This is a genomic window from Variovorax sp., assembly GCF_035634955.1.
Lineage (GTDB): Bacteria > Pseudomonadota > Gammaproteobacteria > Burkholderiales > Burkholderiaceae_C > Variovorax.
This window is the reverse complement of record NZ_DASQBZ010000015.1, coordinates 172,937-186,779: the sequence shown is the minus strand read 5'-3', so window position 1 is coordinate 186,779 and position 13,843 is coordinate 172,937. Positions and strand designations below refer to the sequence as shown.

Sequence of the window (13,843 nt, the reverse complement as noted above, 5' to 3'; positions counted from 1 at the left end):
GCCTAGCCGATCGACTCGATCTGCGCGTTCTCCTTCGCATCGGGCGCCTTGCGGCCACTGCGCCCGAACTTTCCGTCCGGTTTCCTGAAGTAGTAGTTGCAGCCACCGTTGCCGCTTTCGGCACGGTTCCACTTCACGCACAACTGGCCATCGTCCCTGAGCTCCCATTTGCCTGAGCCGTTGCCTCCGCTGGTCGCGTAGCTCAGGTTGTTGTAGTACAGATCTCCATCGGGACGCAGGTCCCATTTGATCAGGCTGCCGTTCGACGCCTTGAAGGTGTGCGGCTTGCCAATCAATGTCTGCTCTACCTCCTGTTTTGTCAGGTATGTGCGTTCAGGAGCGTCCTGTGCCGGGCAGAGCGCCGGCACCGCGGCAATCAGGCAAAGCGGCAATACCAATGGCAGTCGCATGGCGGCGCTCCTTCTTGAGATGGAGCGGCCAGGGTAGCCGCACGATAGCGTGCGCTGCATCATCCGAATTCGTCTTGACGACGGCGGCGAAAGGGTGCATTGCCAGAGCTATCCAGGCGCCGCCGACCGGGACCACAATCCGTCGATGCGACTTCCGGAAACGCTCCGATGAACGACACGGACGAACTCGACCCGACAGATCCCGAGACCCTGATTGCTGCCGGTGCGAGCGCCTGCGCCCACGCCATCCATGAAGGACGTGTCAGCGCACAGGCGCTGTGCGAGGCGGCCATTGGCCGCGTCGAGGCGCTCGACGGCGCGATCAACGCGGTGGTGCTGCGCGACTTCGACAGCGCGCGCGAGCAGGCCCGGGCCGCCGACGCGCTGCGGGCGCAGGGGCAACGGCTGCCGCTGCTGGGCGTGCCGATGACGGTCAAGGAGTCGTTCAACGTCGCCGGCCTGCCCACTTCGTGGGGGCTGCCGGACCTGCGCGACTTCCGTCCGAAGCATGACGCCGTGGCGGTGCAGCGGCTCAAGGCCGCCGGCGCGGTGATCCTGGGCAAGACCAACGTGCCGGTCGCGTTGAGCGATTGGCAATGCGAGAACCCGATCCACGGGCGCACGGTGAATCCGCACGACCCGACGCGCACGCCCGGGGGTTCCTCCGGCGGCGGTGCCGCTGCGTTGGCGGCCGGCATGGTGGCGCTGGAACTGGGCTCGGACCTGTACGGCTCGATCCGCGTGCCGGCGCATTTCTGCGGCGTGTACGGACACAAGCCCAGCGTGGGCGTGCTGCCCACGCGCGGCCACGATTTCCCCGGCACGGAGCAGGACCCGGGGGACCGCCCGGGCGTGATCGGGCCGCTGGCGCGAACGGCCCAGGACCTCGATCTTGCGCTGGACGTGCTGACCGGCGCCGACGTTCCGGATTCGGCTGCCTGGTCCGTGCGCCTGCCCCCGCCGCGCCATGCCCAGCTGCGCGACTTCCGCGTTCTGGTGCTCGCGGCGCATCCGGCGGCCGAGTGCTCGCACGACATGCGCGACGCCCTCGAATCGCTGGCGGCCCGGCTCGAGGCGGCCGGCGCAACGGTGGCGCGGCAAAGCCCCCGGCTGCCCGACCTGCAGTCGCTGAGCAAGGACTACGGAACCTTCATCAACACCGTCCTGTCCGCCGTCCAGCCAGGCGGCAGCACGCGCCTGAGTGCGCACGACTGGATCGGCCTGATCGCCCGGCGCGACGCCTTGCGGGTGCAGTGGCGCGCCTTCTTCGGCGAGTTCGACGCGTTGCTGTGCCCGCCATTCGGCTGCGCCGCATTCCCGCACCAGGAAGCGTCCGACTGGGACGCGCGCATGCTGACGATCGACGGTGCGGCCACGCGGTTCGGGGCGCAGGGGGCCTGGAGCACGATGGCGTCGCACGCGGGCCTGCCCGCCACCGTCGCGCCGCTGGCCCGGGATGCGCAGGGTCTGCCTCTGGGCGTGCAGATCGTCGGGCCGTACCTGGAAGACCGCACCACCATCGCGCTGGCCCGCTTGCTGGCGGCAGCCTGAGCGAACGGCGGACGAACGGCGGACGCGCTGTCCCGCACGTGCCGGGCCGGCGCGGCGCGCTGCGGCACACTGGCGGATTCCTTCCATCCCATGCCACCAGGAGACCCTCGTCCATGATCCACGTCGTCGCCGTCATCACCGCCAAGCCCGGCCAGCGAGCCGCCGTTCTGGAAGCCTTCAAGGCCAATGTCCCGGCCGTGCTGGCCGAGCAGGGCTGCATCGAATACCAGGCCGTCGTCGATGCCAAGGGCCTGCCGCCATCCAAGGGCTCGCTGGGCGACGACACCTTCATGGTGGTCGAGAAGTGGGCCTCGCTGGCCGACTTGCAGGCGCATGGCGCCTCGGCCCACATGCAGGCCTATGCCGCAAGGACCAAGGAGCTGCTGGCCAACCGGGTGATCCACGTCCTCGAGCCGGTCTGAGGCCTTCGCGAGCGGCCAACGAAAAAAGGCGCGCCCGGGGCGCGCCTTTTTTCGTGGAGATCCGGACCGCCTACTTGCTGACCACGCGGACCATCTCGAGGCACTTGTTCGAATAGCCCCATTCGTTGTCGTACCAGCTCACCAGCTTGACGAAGGTGCTGTCGAGCGCGATGCCGGCCTCGGCGTCGAAGATGGAGGTACGCGGGTCGCCGCGGAAGTCGGTGGCGACCACCTTGTCCTCGGTGTAGCCCAGCACGCCCTTCATGGCGCCTTCGCTCTGTGCCTTCATCTCGGCGCAGATGTCCTTGTAGCTGGCTTCCTTGACCAGTTCGACCGTGAGGTCGACCACCGAGACGTCGGAGGTCGGCACGCGGAAGGACATGCCGGTCAGCTTCTTGTTCAGCTCGGGGATGACCACGCCCACCGCCTTGGCCGCGCCGGTGCTGCTGGGGATGATGTTCTCCAGGATGCCGCGGCCGCCGCGCCAGTCCTTGTTGCTCGGGCCGTCGACGGTCTTCTGCGTGGCGGTGGCAGCGTGCACGGTGGTCATCAGACCGCGCTTGATGCCCCACTTGTCGTTGAGCACCTTGGCCAGCGGGGCCAGGCAGTTGGTGGTGCAGCTGGCGTTGCTGATGATGGCCTCGCCCTTGTAGGTCTTGTCGTTGACGCCGTAGACGAACATGGGGGTGTCGTCCTTCGAAGGCGCGGACATGATCACCTTCTTGGCGCCGGCGTCGATGTGCTTCTGCGCGCCTTCCTTGGTCAGGAAGATGCCGGTGGATTCGATCACCACGTCGGCGCCGACCTCGCCCCACTTGAGCTCGGCGGGGTCCTTCACCGCGGTCAGGCGGATCGACTTGCCGTTGACCACGAGGTTGCTGCCCTCGACGCTGACCTCGCCCTTGAAGCGGCCATGCACCGAGTCGTACTGGAGCATGTAGGCCAGGTAGTCGGGTTCGAGCAGGTCGTTGATGGCGACCACCTCGATGTCGTTCTTGAAGTTCTGCACCGCGGCGCGGAACACCATGCGTCCAATGCGGCCGAAGCCGTTGATGCCGATCCTGATAGCCATGTAAATGCTCCTGCTGAAGTTGAAAAAGTCAGGTGAATGGACAGGCCGCGGGCTCAGCGCCGGCGCAGCGCCGCCTCCACCGTGGCGGCGACGTTCTCCGCCGTGAAGCCGAAATGCTTGAACAGCACGCCCGCGGGCGCCGACTCGCCGTAGGTGTCGATTCCCACGACGGCGGCCACGCCGTACTTCCACCATCCGTCGGTGGCGCCCATCTCGACGGCCACGCGTGGCAGGCCGGCCGGCAGCACGCGCTTCTTGTAGGCCAGGTCCTGGCGGTCGAAGGTGGTCGTCGAGGGCATGGAGACAACGCGCACGGCGATCTTGCGCGCCGCGAGCTGTTCCTGGGCGGCGAGCGCCAGCTGCACTTCCGAGCCGGTGGCGATGATGACGGCCTGGGCCTTCTTCTTGAGGCCCACGCGCGCGGGTTCGGCCAGCACGTAGGCACCCTTGCTGATGTCGCTCAGGTCGCCCTTGGGGGCGTAGGGCAGGTTCTGGCGCGACAGCAGCATCGCCGTCGGCCGCGTGGCGTTCTGCAGCGCCATGGCCCATGCCACGGCGGTTTCTGCGGTGTCGGCCGGACGCCAGACGTCCAGGTTGGGAATCAGGCGCAGGCTGGCCGCATGCTCGATCGACTGGTGCGTCGGACCGTCTTCGCCCAGGCCGATCGAGTCGTGCGTGAACACGTGCACGACGCGCTGCTTCATCAGCGCCGCCATCCGGATGGCGTTGCGGCTGTAGTCGCTGAAGGTCAGGAAGGTACCGCCGTAAGGAATGAAGCCGCCATGCAGCGCCAGGCCGTTCATGATGGCGGCCATGCCGAACTCGCGCACGCCGTAGTTGATGTGGCGCCCGGGCAGCCCGTCGGGGTTGGTCTCGTTGCCTTCGCTGCGCAGCACCTCGCCTTTCGCGCCGAAGCGCAGCGCAGGCGTGCTCTTGGTGTTGGTGAGGTTCGAGCCGGTCAGGTCGGCACTGCCGCCGAGCAGTTCGGGCAGGGCGGCGGTGAACGCCTCCAGCGCGATCTGCGATGCCTTGCGGCTGGCCACCGTCTCGGCCTTGGTGTGCGCGGCCACCACGGCGTCGAGCGCCGTCTGGTGGAAGCCGCGGGGCAGTTCGCCCTTCATGCGGCGGGTGAACTCGGCGGCCAGGTCGGGGAAGGCCTTGGCGTAGGCCGCGAACTTCTCGCTCCATGCGGCTTCGTGCGCGGCGCCGGTCTTCTTGGCGTCCCAGGCCTCGTAGGCGGCTGCGGGCAACTCGAAGGGCGCGTGCTGCCAGTTCAGCGCGCTGCGGGTCAGTCCGATTTCCTCGGCGCCCAGCGGCTCGCCGTGCGCCTTGGCGGTGTTGGCGCGGTTCGGGCTGCCCTTGCCGATCTGCGTCTTGCAGATGATCAGTGTCGGTCGCTCGTCCTGCTGCTTGGCTTCGGCGAGGGCGCGCGAGACTTCGGGCACGTCATGGCCGTCGATCGGACCGATCACGTTCCAGCCATAGGCCTTGAACCGCTCGGCCGTGTTGTCGATGAACCAAGGCTTGACCGGGCCGTCGATGGAAATGCCGTTGTCGTCGTACAGGGCGATCAGCTTGCCCAGCTTCCAGGCGCCGGCCAGGGCGCAGGCCTCGTGGCTGATGCCCTCCATCAGGCAGCCGTCCCCCAGGAAAGCGTAGGTGTGGTGGTCGACGATGCTGTGGCCGTCGCGGTTGAACTCGCCGGCCAGCAGCTTCTCGGCCAGTGCAAAGCCCACCGCGTTGGTGATGCCCTGGCCCAGCGGGCCGGTGGTGGTTTCGACGCCGGGGGTGATGCCGGTCTCGGGATGGCCGGCGGTCTTGCTGTGCAACTGGCGGAACTGCTTGAGCTCGCCGATCGGCAGGTCGTAGCCCGTGAGGTGCAGCACCGCGTAGATGAGCATCGACGCATGGCCGTTGGACAGCACGAAGCGGTCGCGGTCGAACCAGCTCGGGTTGGCCGGGTTGTGGCGCAGGTGGTCGCCCCACAGCGCGACGGCCATGTCGGCCATGCCCATGGGCGCGCCCGGGTGTCCGGAATTGGCGAGTTGAACGGCGTCCATCGCCAGCGCGCGGATCGCGTTGGCCATCAAGGCTTGTTGGGCCATGGGTGTGGCTTTCCTGGGAAATCTGGGGGAGAACCCGTAAGTTTAACGGCCCGGCCCGGCTGCTAGAGTCGGGCGCCATGCAAGCCCTGCATCTCACCTCGAATCCCCGCGCGGGCGCCGCGCCTTGAGCCAGCCCCTCGCCCAGGCCATGGTGCTGGCCGCCGGACGCGGCGAGCGCATGCGGCCGCTGACCGACACCACGCCCAAGCCCTTGCTGGCTGTGCGCGGCAAGCCACTCATGCAATGGACACTCGAAGGCCTGGCGCGCGGGGGTGTGCGCGACGTGCTGGTCAACACCGCCTGGCTGGGCGAACAGATTCCTGCGCGATTCGGGGCGCGGTTCGACAGCACGGATGGCCCGGTGACGATCGCGTATTCACACGAGGGAGTCGACTTCGGCGCTGCGCTGGAAACCGCCGGCGGCATCGTGCGCGCCCTGCCGCGGCTGGCGCCGGTGTTCTGGATCGTCGCCGGCGACGTCTTCATGCCGGGCTTCGAGTTCTCGCAGTCCGCGGTGACCCGTTTTCGCGAAAGCGGCAGGCTGGCGCACCTGTGGCTGGTGCCCAACCCGCCGCAGCACCCGGGAGGCGACTTCGGCATCGCGGCGGACGGCAGCGCGCTGGCCGATCCGCCACAGGGGGCGCCCCGCTTCACCTATTCGACGGTCGCGTTGGTTCGCGCCGAGTTCTTCGCGCCGCCGATGTGCGACATCCCGGCAGGCAATGCGAATGGCGTGAAGGCGCCGCTGGCGCCCTTGCTGCGCCGGGGGATGGCGCTCGGCAAGGTCAGCGCGCAGCTGTACGAAGGGCCCTGGACGGACGTCGGCACGCCACAAAGACTGGCGGCGCTCGACGGCCCCGGGCCCGGGCCGCGCACCGGCGCCGCCGATTGAAGCGACGCAAGGCCCGGCCTCGGCGGGCCGGGCACGGCGTCAGGGCACGTTGGCCGTGGAGATCACGAAAGGCTTGCCCGGCAGGGTCATGTCGCCGCCGTACTCGAAGGGGTACTGCGAAGCCGGCAGGTTGTTCGGCCCCAATCCGCAGCCGTTGGGCGGCTGGCAGGCGCCCGGGTTGCTCCAGAAGATCACCGGGCCATAGCGGAAGTTGCGGATGGCCTTGCCACCGTAGTCGGCCATCGACAGCACCCACATCGCGGTGCCGTGGTTGCCGTTGTCCTCGATCATGACCGGGTCGACGATGCGGCTGTCCGCCAGCGCGTTGCGGCGCACCGTCGCACTGTTGTGGTCGGCGGAGAAGTCGACCCAGCGAACCATCCGGTCGGCGCGCGAGAGCACCAGCAACGTGTTGTTGATGTCGTTGCCCATGTCGTTCATGGTCGCGCGGTAGTACGAGATGCTCGTCGGGTTGGGGCCGACCGCCACGCGCCCCACTTCGGCGAAGCTCGACGTGCCGGTTCCGTGGCCATAGCCGTTGATGTCGAAGAACCTGAGGTTGCCTTCCTGCGTGGCCACCCAGGCGCGCAGGTTGTCGCCCCAGAGGGTGGCCTTGACGGCGGTGGGGCGCGCGCCCAGATCCAGCGTATTCACCACCTTCGGCTTGGCGCTTTCGGGCAGGGCGAACGGCCACTGGTTGTCTGCCGTGCCGACGTTGGCGGTCTTGTCGAAATCGGTGCGGGCACCGAAGTACATCGACCGGTAGTAGTCGAACAGCGGCTTGAGGTCGACGAAGCTGACCCGCTTCTCAGACTTCGAAGCCACGATCGCCATGCCGCCGCGCGGATACACACCGGTGTTGTTGCCCGAGACGAAGGTCTGGCGGTTGGTCTCGTTGGTGATCGGGAACTTGTATGGCGTGGTGTACTGGTTGTTGGCATCGCGCGGCCTGCCGTCCCATGGGTTCGACCCCGTGGTGACGCTGATTTCCGTGGGCGCACGCACGCTCTCGGGCAGGTCGACAAAGCCCACCAGCTTCATGAAGGCGATGTTGCCGAGGTTGGGCATGCCCGGGTAGGCGGCGCCCCACTCGCCCCAGTAGTCGGGCTTGTTCGGCGTGGAGACCGTACAGCCTTCACACAGACCGGCGAGCGCGATCACCGCGATCTGGCCCTTCATGGCCGATGTGTCCCACACAGTGACGAGCGCGAACTCCGAACTGTTGGTGACGGCCACCGCAGTCGGCACCTTGTTCGCCGGCAGGCGCAGGTTGGCCGAGTTGGACGCCGTGTTGCTGCTGTAGGCGGTCGAGATCAGGCCGTTCTGGTAGGCGATGATCGAGCCCACGCACCAGCCCGGGCGACCGTAGCAGCGGCCCTGCGCGACCGGGAAATGCGCATTCAGGGCGGCGCCCTGGCTGTCGTCGAGGCCACCCACGGGGCTGTAGCGGGTCAGGATCGGCGCCAGTTGCGGCCGCTGGGTGAACGTGTTGAACGACGTCTGCGCGGTCAGGATGGTCCCGACGCCCACGTTGGTGGTCGGCGCGTCCGCCACGAAGAGCATGTTCGACCAGTTCTGGAAGTAGTCGCCCACGTCGGGTAGATCGGGCCCGCCGACTTGCCAGTCGCCGCCGTCCGAGGCGTGGATGCGGACTGTGTCGGTCCTCTTGTACCAGGTGGTCGTCGTGGCTGCGGCTTGCGTGCCGGGCAGGTTGCCATAACGATAGGCGATGCCGGCATCGGTACTCAGCTTGCCGGCCATCGCCACGTAGGCGGCCGGGTCGATCTGGCCGCTCGCGTTGACGATGTCGCCGCTGACGGCCGCTCCGTTCGCTGCCACGGGGACGGACGGCGGTGCAGCGGCTGGAGGCGGCGCGGGCACGGGCGCGGGCACCGCGGCGACCGGCGTAGGCGCGGCCGTCGACGAATCGGAAGCTCCGGGCGCCTGTGACGACGCTTGCGCGTCCGATTGCGTTCCCGATGAGCCGGAGACTGACCCGTTCGACCCGCTGGCCGTTCCGCTGACGCTGCCGCTTTCTCCTCCTCCACCGCCGCCGCAGGCACTGAGCACGAGCAGTGCGGACACCCATGCGCTACCTTTAAGTAACGCGAATTTCTTAATTACTTTCAAGACAATATCCTACTTTTGACATAACCAATATGTTCTATTGAGTTGACGTTGTCGGGCAATCGTTCTTTCAAACAATTGCACTGGTCAACCAACGAACAACAGGCATCTGTTACAAACGTATGGCATCGTGTCGCCATGACGAACTCAACTCCCTATGCAGAGCGCCGCGCGCGGCTGGCCGCGGAACTTGGTCCACACGGCGTCGCCATCGTGCCGACGGCGCCCGAGCGTCAGCGCAACCGGGACAGCGACTTCCTGTTCCGTCATGACAGCTACTTCTACTATCTGACCGGCTTCACCGAGCCCAACGCCTGGCTCGTGCTGGAAGGCAACGGTCGCAGCACCCTCTTCTGTGCGCCCAAGGACCTCGAACGCGAGATCTGGGACGGCTATCGGCTCGGACCGGAGGCCGCCCCCGAGGCCTTGGGGGTGGACGCGGCCTGGTCCGTTTTCGAACTCGACAAGCAAGTGCCGCGCCTGCTCGAGAACCGCACGACCGTCTGGTACAACTTCGCGACCCACAAGGGCCTGGAGACACGCGTGGACGAGTGGTTGGCGGTCGTTCGCGGCCGCGTGCGGCAGGGCGCAATTTGTCCGCAGGAGCAGCGCGATTTGTGCGGTCCACTTGACGAAATGCGGCTCATCAAGGACGCGCACGAGCTCGATGTCATGCGAAAGGCCTCATCGATCAGCGCCCGTGCGCACGTGCGTGCCATGCAGACATCGGCCCGGATGTTGCGCGAAGGCCGCGAGGTGCGCGAGTACCACCTGGACGCCGAGCTGCTGCACGAGTTCCGCCTTGGCGGCTCCCAGTACCCGGCCTACGGCTCGATCGTGGCAGCCGGTGCCAACGCCTGCGTGCTGCACTACCGCGCGGACGTAGCGCCGGTCCGCGACGGCGAACTGGTACTGATCGACGCCGGCTGCGAGCTCGACAGCTACGCGAGCGACATCACCCGCACCTTTCCGGCCAACGGCCGCTTCACCGGCCCGCAGCGCGCGCTGTACGACCTGGTGCTGGCCAGCCAGGACGCGGCGGTTGCCGCCACGCGTGCAGGCGCCCGCTTCAACGACCCGCACGAGGCGACGGTGAAGGTGCTGGCCCAGGGCCTGCTCGACCTGAAGATCCTCGACGCCGGCAAGGTCGGCTCGGCCGAGGACGTGATCGCGCAGCGCGCCTACTTCCCCTTCTACATGCACCGCACCAGCCACTGGCTGGGCATGGACGTGCACGATTGCGGCAGCTACGTCGAGCCCGGCGAAGCCGACCAGACCGCCGAGCGGCGCGATCCGCTTTCGGGCGAACTGGTGGTCAACCGCCCGAGCCGGATCCTGCGCCCGGGCATGGTGCTGACCATCGAGCCCGGCCTGTATGTACGGCCCACCGAGGACGTGCCCGAAGAATTCTGGAACCTGGGCATCCGCATCGAGGACGACGCAGTGGTGACCGACGGCGGCTGCGAACTCATCACCCGCGGCGTGCCGGTGAAGGCGGACGAGATCGAGGCCTTGATGCGCGGCTGACGCGCGGGCAGCGCGCGGCCCGGGTGGGTTTCGCCGCGGCGCCCGCCCGCGGCGGAGCTCACACCAGCTTCTTGAGCAACTGGGCTTTCTTGGCGTCGAACTCTTCCTGAGTGAGGATGCCCTTGGCCCTGAGCTCGCCAAGCTGCTCCAGCGTGCTCATGACATCTGCCGGGCTGACTGCGGCGACTTCGGGTGGGCGGGCCTGCAGCCCCTGCGCCAGGTTCTGCGCCACCAGCTGTCCCAACGCCACGCCCGCGCCGAGGCCCATCGCGTCGCCGGCGACGCCGCCGCCCTGGCTGCCGCCTTCGGCCATCCTGGGGATGGCCTGCGCCGCCTGGTATTGCATGAAGCGGCCCATGTCCTGCCCCACCATGCCCATGCCGATCTTCTGGTCCAGCACCTGCTGCAGCGTCTCGGGCAGCGACACGTTCTGCACGGTCATGCTTTCGAGCTCGAGGCCAAGACGCTCGAACTCGGGCGCGAGCTGGGCGGTCAATGCCTGTGCGAACTGGTTCTGGCTGGCCGCCAGGTCCAGGAAAGGCACGCCGCTGGCGGCGATGGCGTTGCTGATGTTCTGCAGCACGAGCCCGCGCAGCTGCCCGTCGAGATCTTCGGCCTCGTAGGACGGACGGGTGCCGGAGATCTCGGTGTGAAAGCGCTTGGCATCCGCCACCCGGTAGGCATAGTTGCCGAACGCGCGCAGCCGCACCGCGCCGAATTCGCTGTCGCGGACCGTGACCGGCTGCGGCGTGCCCCACTTGCAGTCGAGCTGCTGGCGCGTGCTGAAGTAATAGACGTCGCTCTTGAACGGCGATTCGAAGAGCTTGTCCCAGTTCTTGAGGTAGGTCAGCACCGGCAGCGTCCGGGTCGTGAGCTTGTACGTGCCCGGGCCGAAGAGATCGGCCACCCGGCCTTCGCTGACGAACAGCGCCACCTGCGACTCGCGCACGGTCAGCGAGGCGCCGTGCTGGATCTCCATCTCCTGCATCGGAAAGCGCCAGGCCAGCGTGCCGTCGCCGCTCTCGGTCCATTGGATGATGTCAATGAACTGCTTTCTGATGAAATCCACCAGCGCCATGTCGCACTCCTTTGAGGGCATTTGAGGGGCCATTGCAGGTGCCGCGCGGCGGCCCGGCCGGCGATCTTGCCATAGCGCACAGCCCCAGCCGCGACGCGCCTTGCAGGCGGGGTCTACAATCGGCGCCCCCTGGCCACCCGGGCCAGCACGTCACAACGACAGCCGCAGGCACGCAAGGCATGGCGCCATGGAGAGCAACGGCTGCAGGAGTCAATTGCCCCATGTCCAGTCCGAACGAAAACGGCACGCCGGCCGCTTCCACCACGTCCACCGTGAGCGCCGAAGACAAGCGCATGCAGCTGCGCCGCGCCGCACTCGAGTACCACGAGTTCCCGACGCCCGGCAAGATCGCCATCATGCCGACCAAGCAGGTGATCAACCAGCGCGACCTGGCGCTGGCCTACTCGCCGGGCGTGGCGGCACCGTGCGAGGAGATCGTCAAGGATCCGGTCAACGCCTTCAAGTACACCTCGCGCGGCAATCTGGTGGCCGTCATCACGAACGGTACCGCCGTGCTCGGCCTGGGCGACATCGGCCCCCTGGCCGCCAAGCCCGTGATGGAGGGCAAGGGCGTCCTGTTCAAGAAGTTCGCCGCCGTCGATGTCTTCGACATCGAGATCGACGAGAAGGACCCGGCCAGGCTGGTCGACGTGATCGCGGCGCTGGCGCCCACCTTCGGCGCCATCAACCTCGAGGACATCAAGGCGCCCGACTGCTTCTACGTCGAGCGCGAACTGCGCAAGCGGCTGAACATTCCGGTCTTCCATGACGACCAGCACGGCACCGCCATCACGGTGGCCGCCGCCATGCTCAACGGCCTGAAGGTCGTGGGCAAGAACATCGGCGACGTGAAGCTGGTGACCTCCGGTGCCGGCGCCGCGGCGCTGGCCTGCCTGAACCTGCTGCTGAAGGTGGGCCTCAAGCGCGAGAACGTGTACGTCACGGACCTCGCGGGCGTCGTCTACCAGGGCCGCACCGAGCTGATGGACGAGGACAAGGCGCAGTACATGCAGAACACCTCCGCCCGTACGCTGGGCGAGGTCATCGAAGGCGCCGACGTGTTCCTGGGCCTGTCCGCAGGCGGCGTGCTCAAGCCGGAGATGGTCCAGCGCATGGCCGCGCGGCCGGTGATCTTCGCGCTGGCCAATCCCAATCCGGAAATCACGCCGGAAGACGCGCGGGCGGTGCGCGACGACGTGGTCATGGCCACCGGCCGCACGGACTACCCGAACCAGGTCAACAACGTCCTGTGCTTCCCGTACATCTTCCGCGGCGCGCTCGACTCGGGCGCGACCACCATCACCGACGAGATGGAGATCGCCGCGGTGCATGCCATTGCCGACCTGGCGCAGGCCGAGCAAAGCGAGCGCGTGGCGGCCGCCTACGTTGGCGAGTCGCTGAGCTTCGGCCCGGAATACCTCATCCCGAAGCCTTTCGACCCGCGCCTGATGATCAAGATCGCGCCGGCCGTGGCAAAGGCCGCCGCCGACAGCGGCGTGGCGCTGCGCCCGATCCAGGACATGGACGCCTACCGCGACAAGCTGCAGAGCTTCGTCTATGCGTCGGGCACGGCGATGAAGCCGATCTTCGACGCCGCGCGTCGTGCGCCGCGCAAGCGGGTGGCCTACTGCGAGGGCGAGGAAGAGCGCGTCCTGCGTGCCGCGCAGATCGTGGTGGACGAGGGCATTGCCCGGCCCACGCTGATCGGCCGGCCGGCGATCATCGCCCAGCGCGTCGAGAAGTTCGGCCTGCGGCTCAAGCAGGACGTCGACTACGACGTGGTCAACACCGACTTCGACCACCGCTACCGCGACTTCTGGCAAACCTACCACCGCATGACCGAGCGCAAGGGCATCACGGTTCAGGTGGCCAAGATCGAGATGCGCCGGCGCCTGACCCTGATCGGCGCCATGCTGCTGCACAAGGGCGACGTGGACGGCATGATCTGCGGCACATGGGGCACCACCGCGCTGCACCTGCGCTATATCGACCAGGTGATCGGCAAGCGCCCGGGCGGCTGCGCCAGCACGCCCCAGGACGTGCCGATCTACGCCTGCATGAACGGCCTGGTGCTGCCGAACCGGCAGGTCTTCCTGGTCGACACGCACGTCAACTACGACCCCAGCCCGACCGAGCTGGCCGAGATCACCACCATGGCGGCCGAGGAAATGATGCGGTTCGGCATCAAGCCCAAGGCCGCGCTGCTGTCGCATTCCAACTTCGGCACGAGCGATTCCCCGAGCGCGGTCAAGATGCGCAAGGTGCTCGAGCTGCTGCGCGAGCAGGCGCCCTGGCTCGAGGTCGACGGCGAGATGCATGGCGACGTCGCGCTCGACGGCAAGCAACGCGACGAGATCATGCCGCACAGCGCCCTGGCCGGCGATGCCAACCTGCTGGTCTTCCCGAACATCGACGCGGCCAACATCTCCTACAACCTGCTCAAGACGGCTGCCGGCGGAAACATCGCCATCGGCCCGGTGCTGCTGGGCGCGGCCAAACCTGTGCACATCCTGACGGCCAGCGCAACCGTGCGTCGCATCGTCAACATGACGGCGCTCACGGTCGCGGATGCCAACGTCGAGCGGTAAACGCCTGACCAAGTAGCGAGCACACACTTACATATACTTGCAGCCACACTGGGGCCTGCTCAACAATTGGG

10 protein-coding genes are annotated in these 13,843 nt (G+C 67.4%); 5 read left to right on the top strand and 5 right to left on the bottom strand.

Going from position 1 to position 13,843, the window contains the following annotated elements:
- Positions 1 to 2: 2 nt before the first annotated feature.
- Positions 3 to 410 (bottom strand): hypothetical protein, encoded by a 408-nt coding sequence (locus VES41_RS05790; protein ID WP_324814140.1) that lies wholly within the window; start codon positions 408 to 410, stop codon positions 3 to 5.
- A 168-nt stretch (positions 411 to 578) separates the two neighbouring features.
- Between VES41_RS05790 and VES41_RS05785 the strand changes: the two genes are divergently transcribed.
- Positions 579 to 1,961 (top strand): amidase family protein, encoded by a 1,383-nt coding sequence (locus VES41_RS05785; RefSeq protein ID WP_324814139.1) that lies wholly within the window; start codon positions 579 to 581, stop codon positions 1,959 to 1,961.
- A 113-nt stretch (positions 1,962 to 2,074) separates the two neighbouring features.
- Complete coding sequence (locus VES41_RS05780) at positions 2,075 to 2,383, top strand: putative quinol monooxygenase (protein ID WP_324814137.1); 309 nt, start codon at positions 2,075 to 2,077, stop codon at positions 2,381 to 2,383.
- A 70-nt stretch (positions 2,384 to 2,453) separates the two neighbouring features.
- Here VES41_RS05780 and gap read toward each other — a convergent pair whose 3' ends face one another.
- Entirely contained in the window at positions 2,454 to 3,455 is a 1,002-nt protein-coding gene (gap, locus tag VES41_RS05775; RefSeq protein WP_324814134.1) for a type I glyceraldehyde-3-phosphate dehydrogenase, read from the bottom strand.
- 53 nt (positions 3,456 to 3,508) lie between these two features.
- On the bottom strand, positions 3,509 to 5,560 hold the full coding sequence (tkt, locus tag VES41_RS05770; protein ID WP_324814132.1) for a transketolase: 2,052 nt from the start codon (positions 5,558 to 5,560) through the stop codon (positions 3,509 to 3,511).
- Between the two features lie 148 nt (positions 5,561 to 5,708).
- On the opposite strand from tkt, the gene VES41_RS05765 reads away from it, so the two are divergent.
- Positions 5,709 to 6,452 (top strand): nucleotidyltransferase family protein, encoded by a 744-nt coding sequence (locus VES41_RS05765; protein ID WP_324814993.1) that lies wholly within the window; start codon positions 5,709 to 5,711, stop codon positions 6,450 to 6,452.
- A 39-nt stretch (positions 6,453 to 6,491) separates the two neighbouring features.
- On the opposite strand, the gene VES41_RS05760 is transcribed toward VES41_RS05765, so the two are convergent.
- Entirely contained in the window at positions 6,492 to 8,291 is a 1,800-nt protein-coding gene (locus tag VES41_RS05760) for a hypothetical protein (RefSeq protein ID WP_324814130.1), read from the bottom strand.
- A 426-nt stretch (positions 8,292 to 8,717) separates the two neighbouring features.
- Here VES41_RS05760 and VES41_RS05755 point away from each other — a divergent pair, with 426 nt between their 5' ends.
- Positions 8,718 to 10,106 carry an aminopeptidase P N-terminal domain-containing protein gene (locus VES41_RS05755; RefSeq protein ID WP_324814127.1) on the top strand — a complete coding sequence of 463 codons (1,389 nt, stop codon included), beginning with the start codon at positions 8,718 to 8,720 and terminating at the stop codon, positions 10,104 to 10,106.
- Positions 10,107 to 10,164: 58 nt separating this feature from the next.
- On the opposite strand, the gene VES41_RS05750 is transcribed toward VES41_RS05755, so the two are convergent.
- Positions 10,165 to 11,184: an SPFH domain-containing protein gene (locus VES41_RS05750; RefSeq protein ID WP_324814989.1), complete on the bottom strand. Its 1,020-nt coding sequence runs from the start codon at positions 11,182 to 11,184 to the stop codon at positions 10,165 to 10,167.
- Positions 11,185 to 11,405: 221 nt separating this feature from the next.
- On the opposite strand from VES41_RS05750, the gene VES41_RS05745 reads away from it, so the two are divergent.
- Positions 11,406 to 13,772, top strand: coding sequence for an NADP-dependent malic enzyme (locus VES41_RS05745; protein WP_414719039.1), 2,367 nt, complete (start codon positions 11,406 to 11,408; stop codon positions 13,770 to 13,772).
- The last annotated feature ends 71 nt before the right edge of the window (positions 13,773 to 13,843 follow it).

Coding starts and splice junctions, on each gene's coding strand:
- VES41_RS05780 (WP_324814137.1), top strand. CDS start 2,075: ATGATCCACGTCGTCGCCGTCATCACCGCCAAGCCCGGCCAGCGAGCC.
- tkt (WP_324814132.1), bottom strand. CDS start 5,560: ATGGCCCAACAAGCCTTGATGGCCAACGCGATCCGCGCGCTGGCGATG.
- VES41_RS05765 (WP_324814993.1), top strand. CDS start 5,709: ATGGTGCTGGCCGCCGGACGCGGCGAGCGCATGCGGCCGCTGACCGAC.
- VES41_RS05755 (WP_324814127.1), top strand. CDS start 8,718: ATGACGAACTCAACTCCCTATGCAGAGCGCCGCGCGCGGCTGGCCGCG.
- VES41_RS05790 (WP_324814140.1), bottom strand. CDS start 410: ATGCGACTGCCATTGGTATTGCCGCTTTGCCTGATTGCCGCGGTGCCG.
- VES41_RS05785 (WP_324814139.1), top strand. CDS start 579: ATGAACGACACGGACGAACTCGACCCGACAGATCCCGAGACCCTGATT.
- gap (WP_324814134.1), bottom strand. CDS start 3,455: ATGGCTATCAGGATCGGCATCAACGGCTTCGGCCGCATTGGACGCATG.
- VES41_RS05745 (WP_414719039.1), top strand. CDS start 11,406: ATGTCCAGTCCGAACGAAAACGGCACGCCGGCCGCTTCCACCACGTCC.
- VES41_RS05750 (WP_324814989.1), bottom strand. CDS start 11,184: ATGGCGCTGGTGGATTTCATCAGAAAGCAGTTCATTGACATCATCCAA.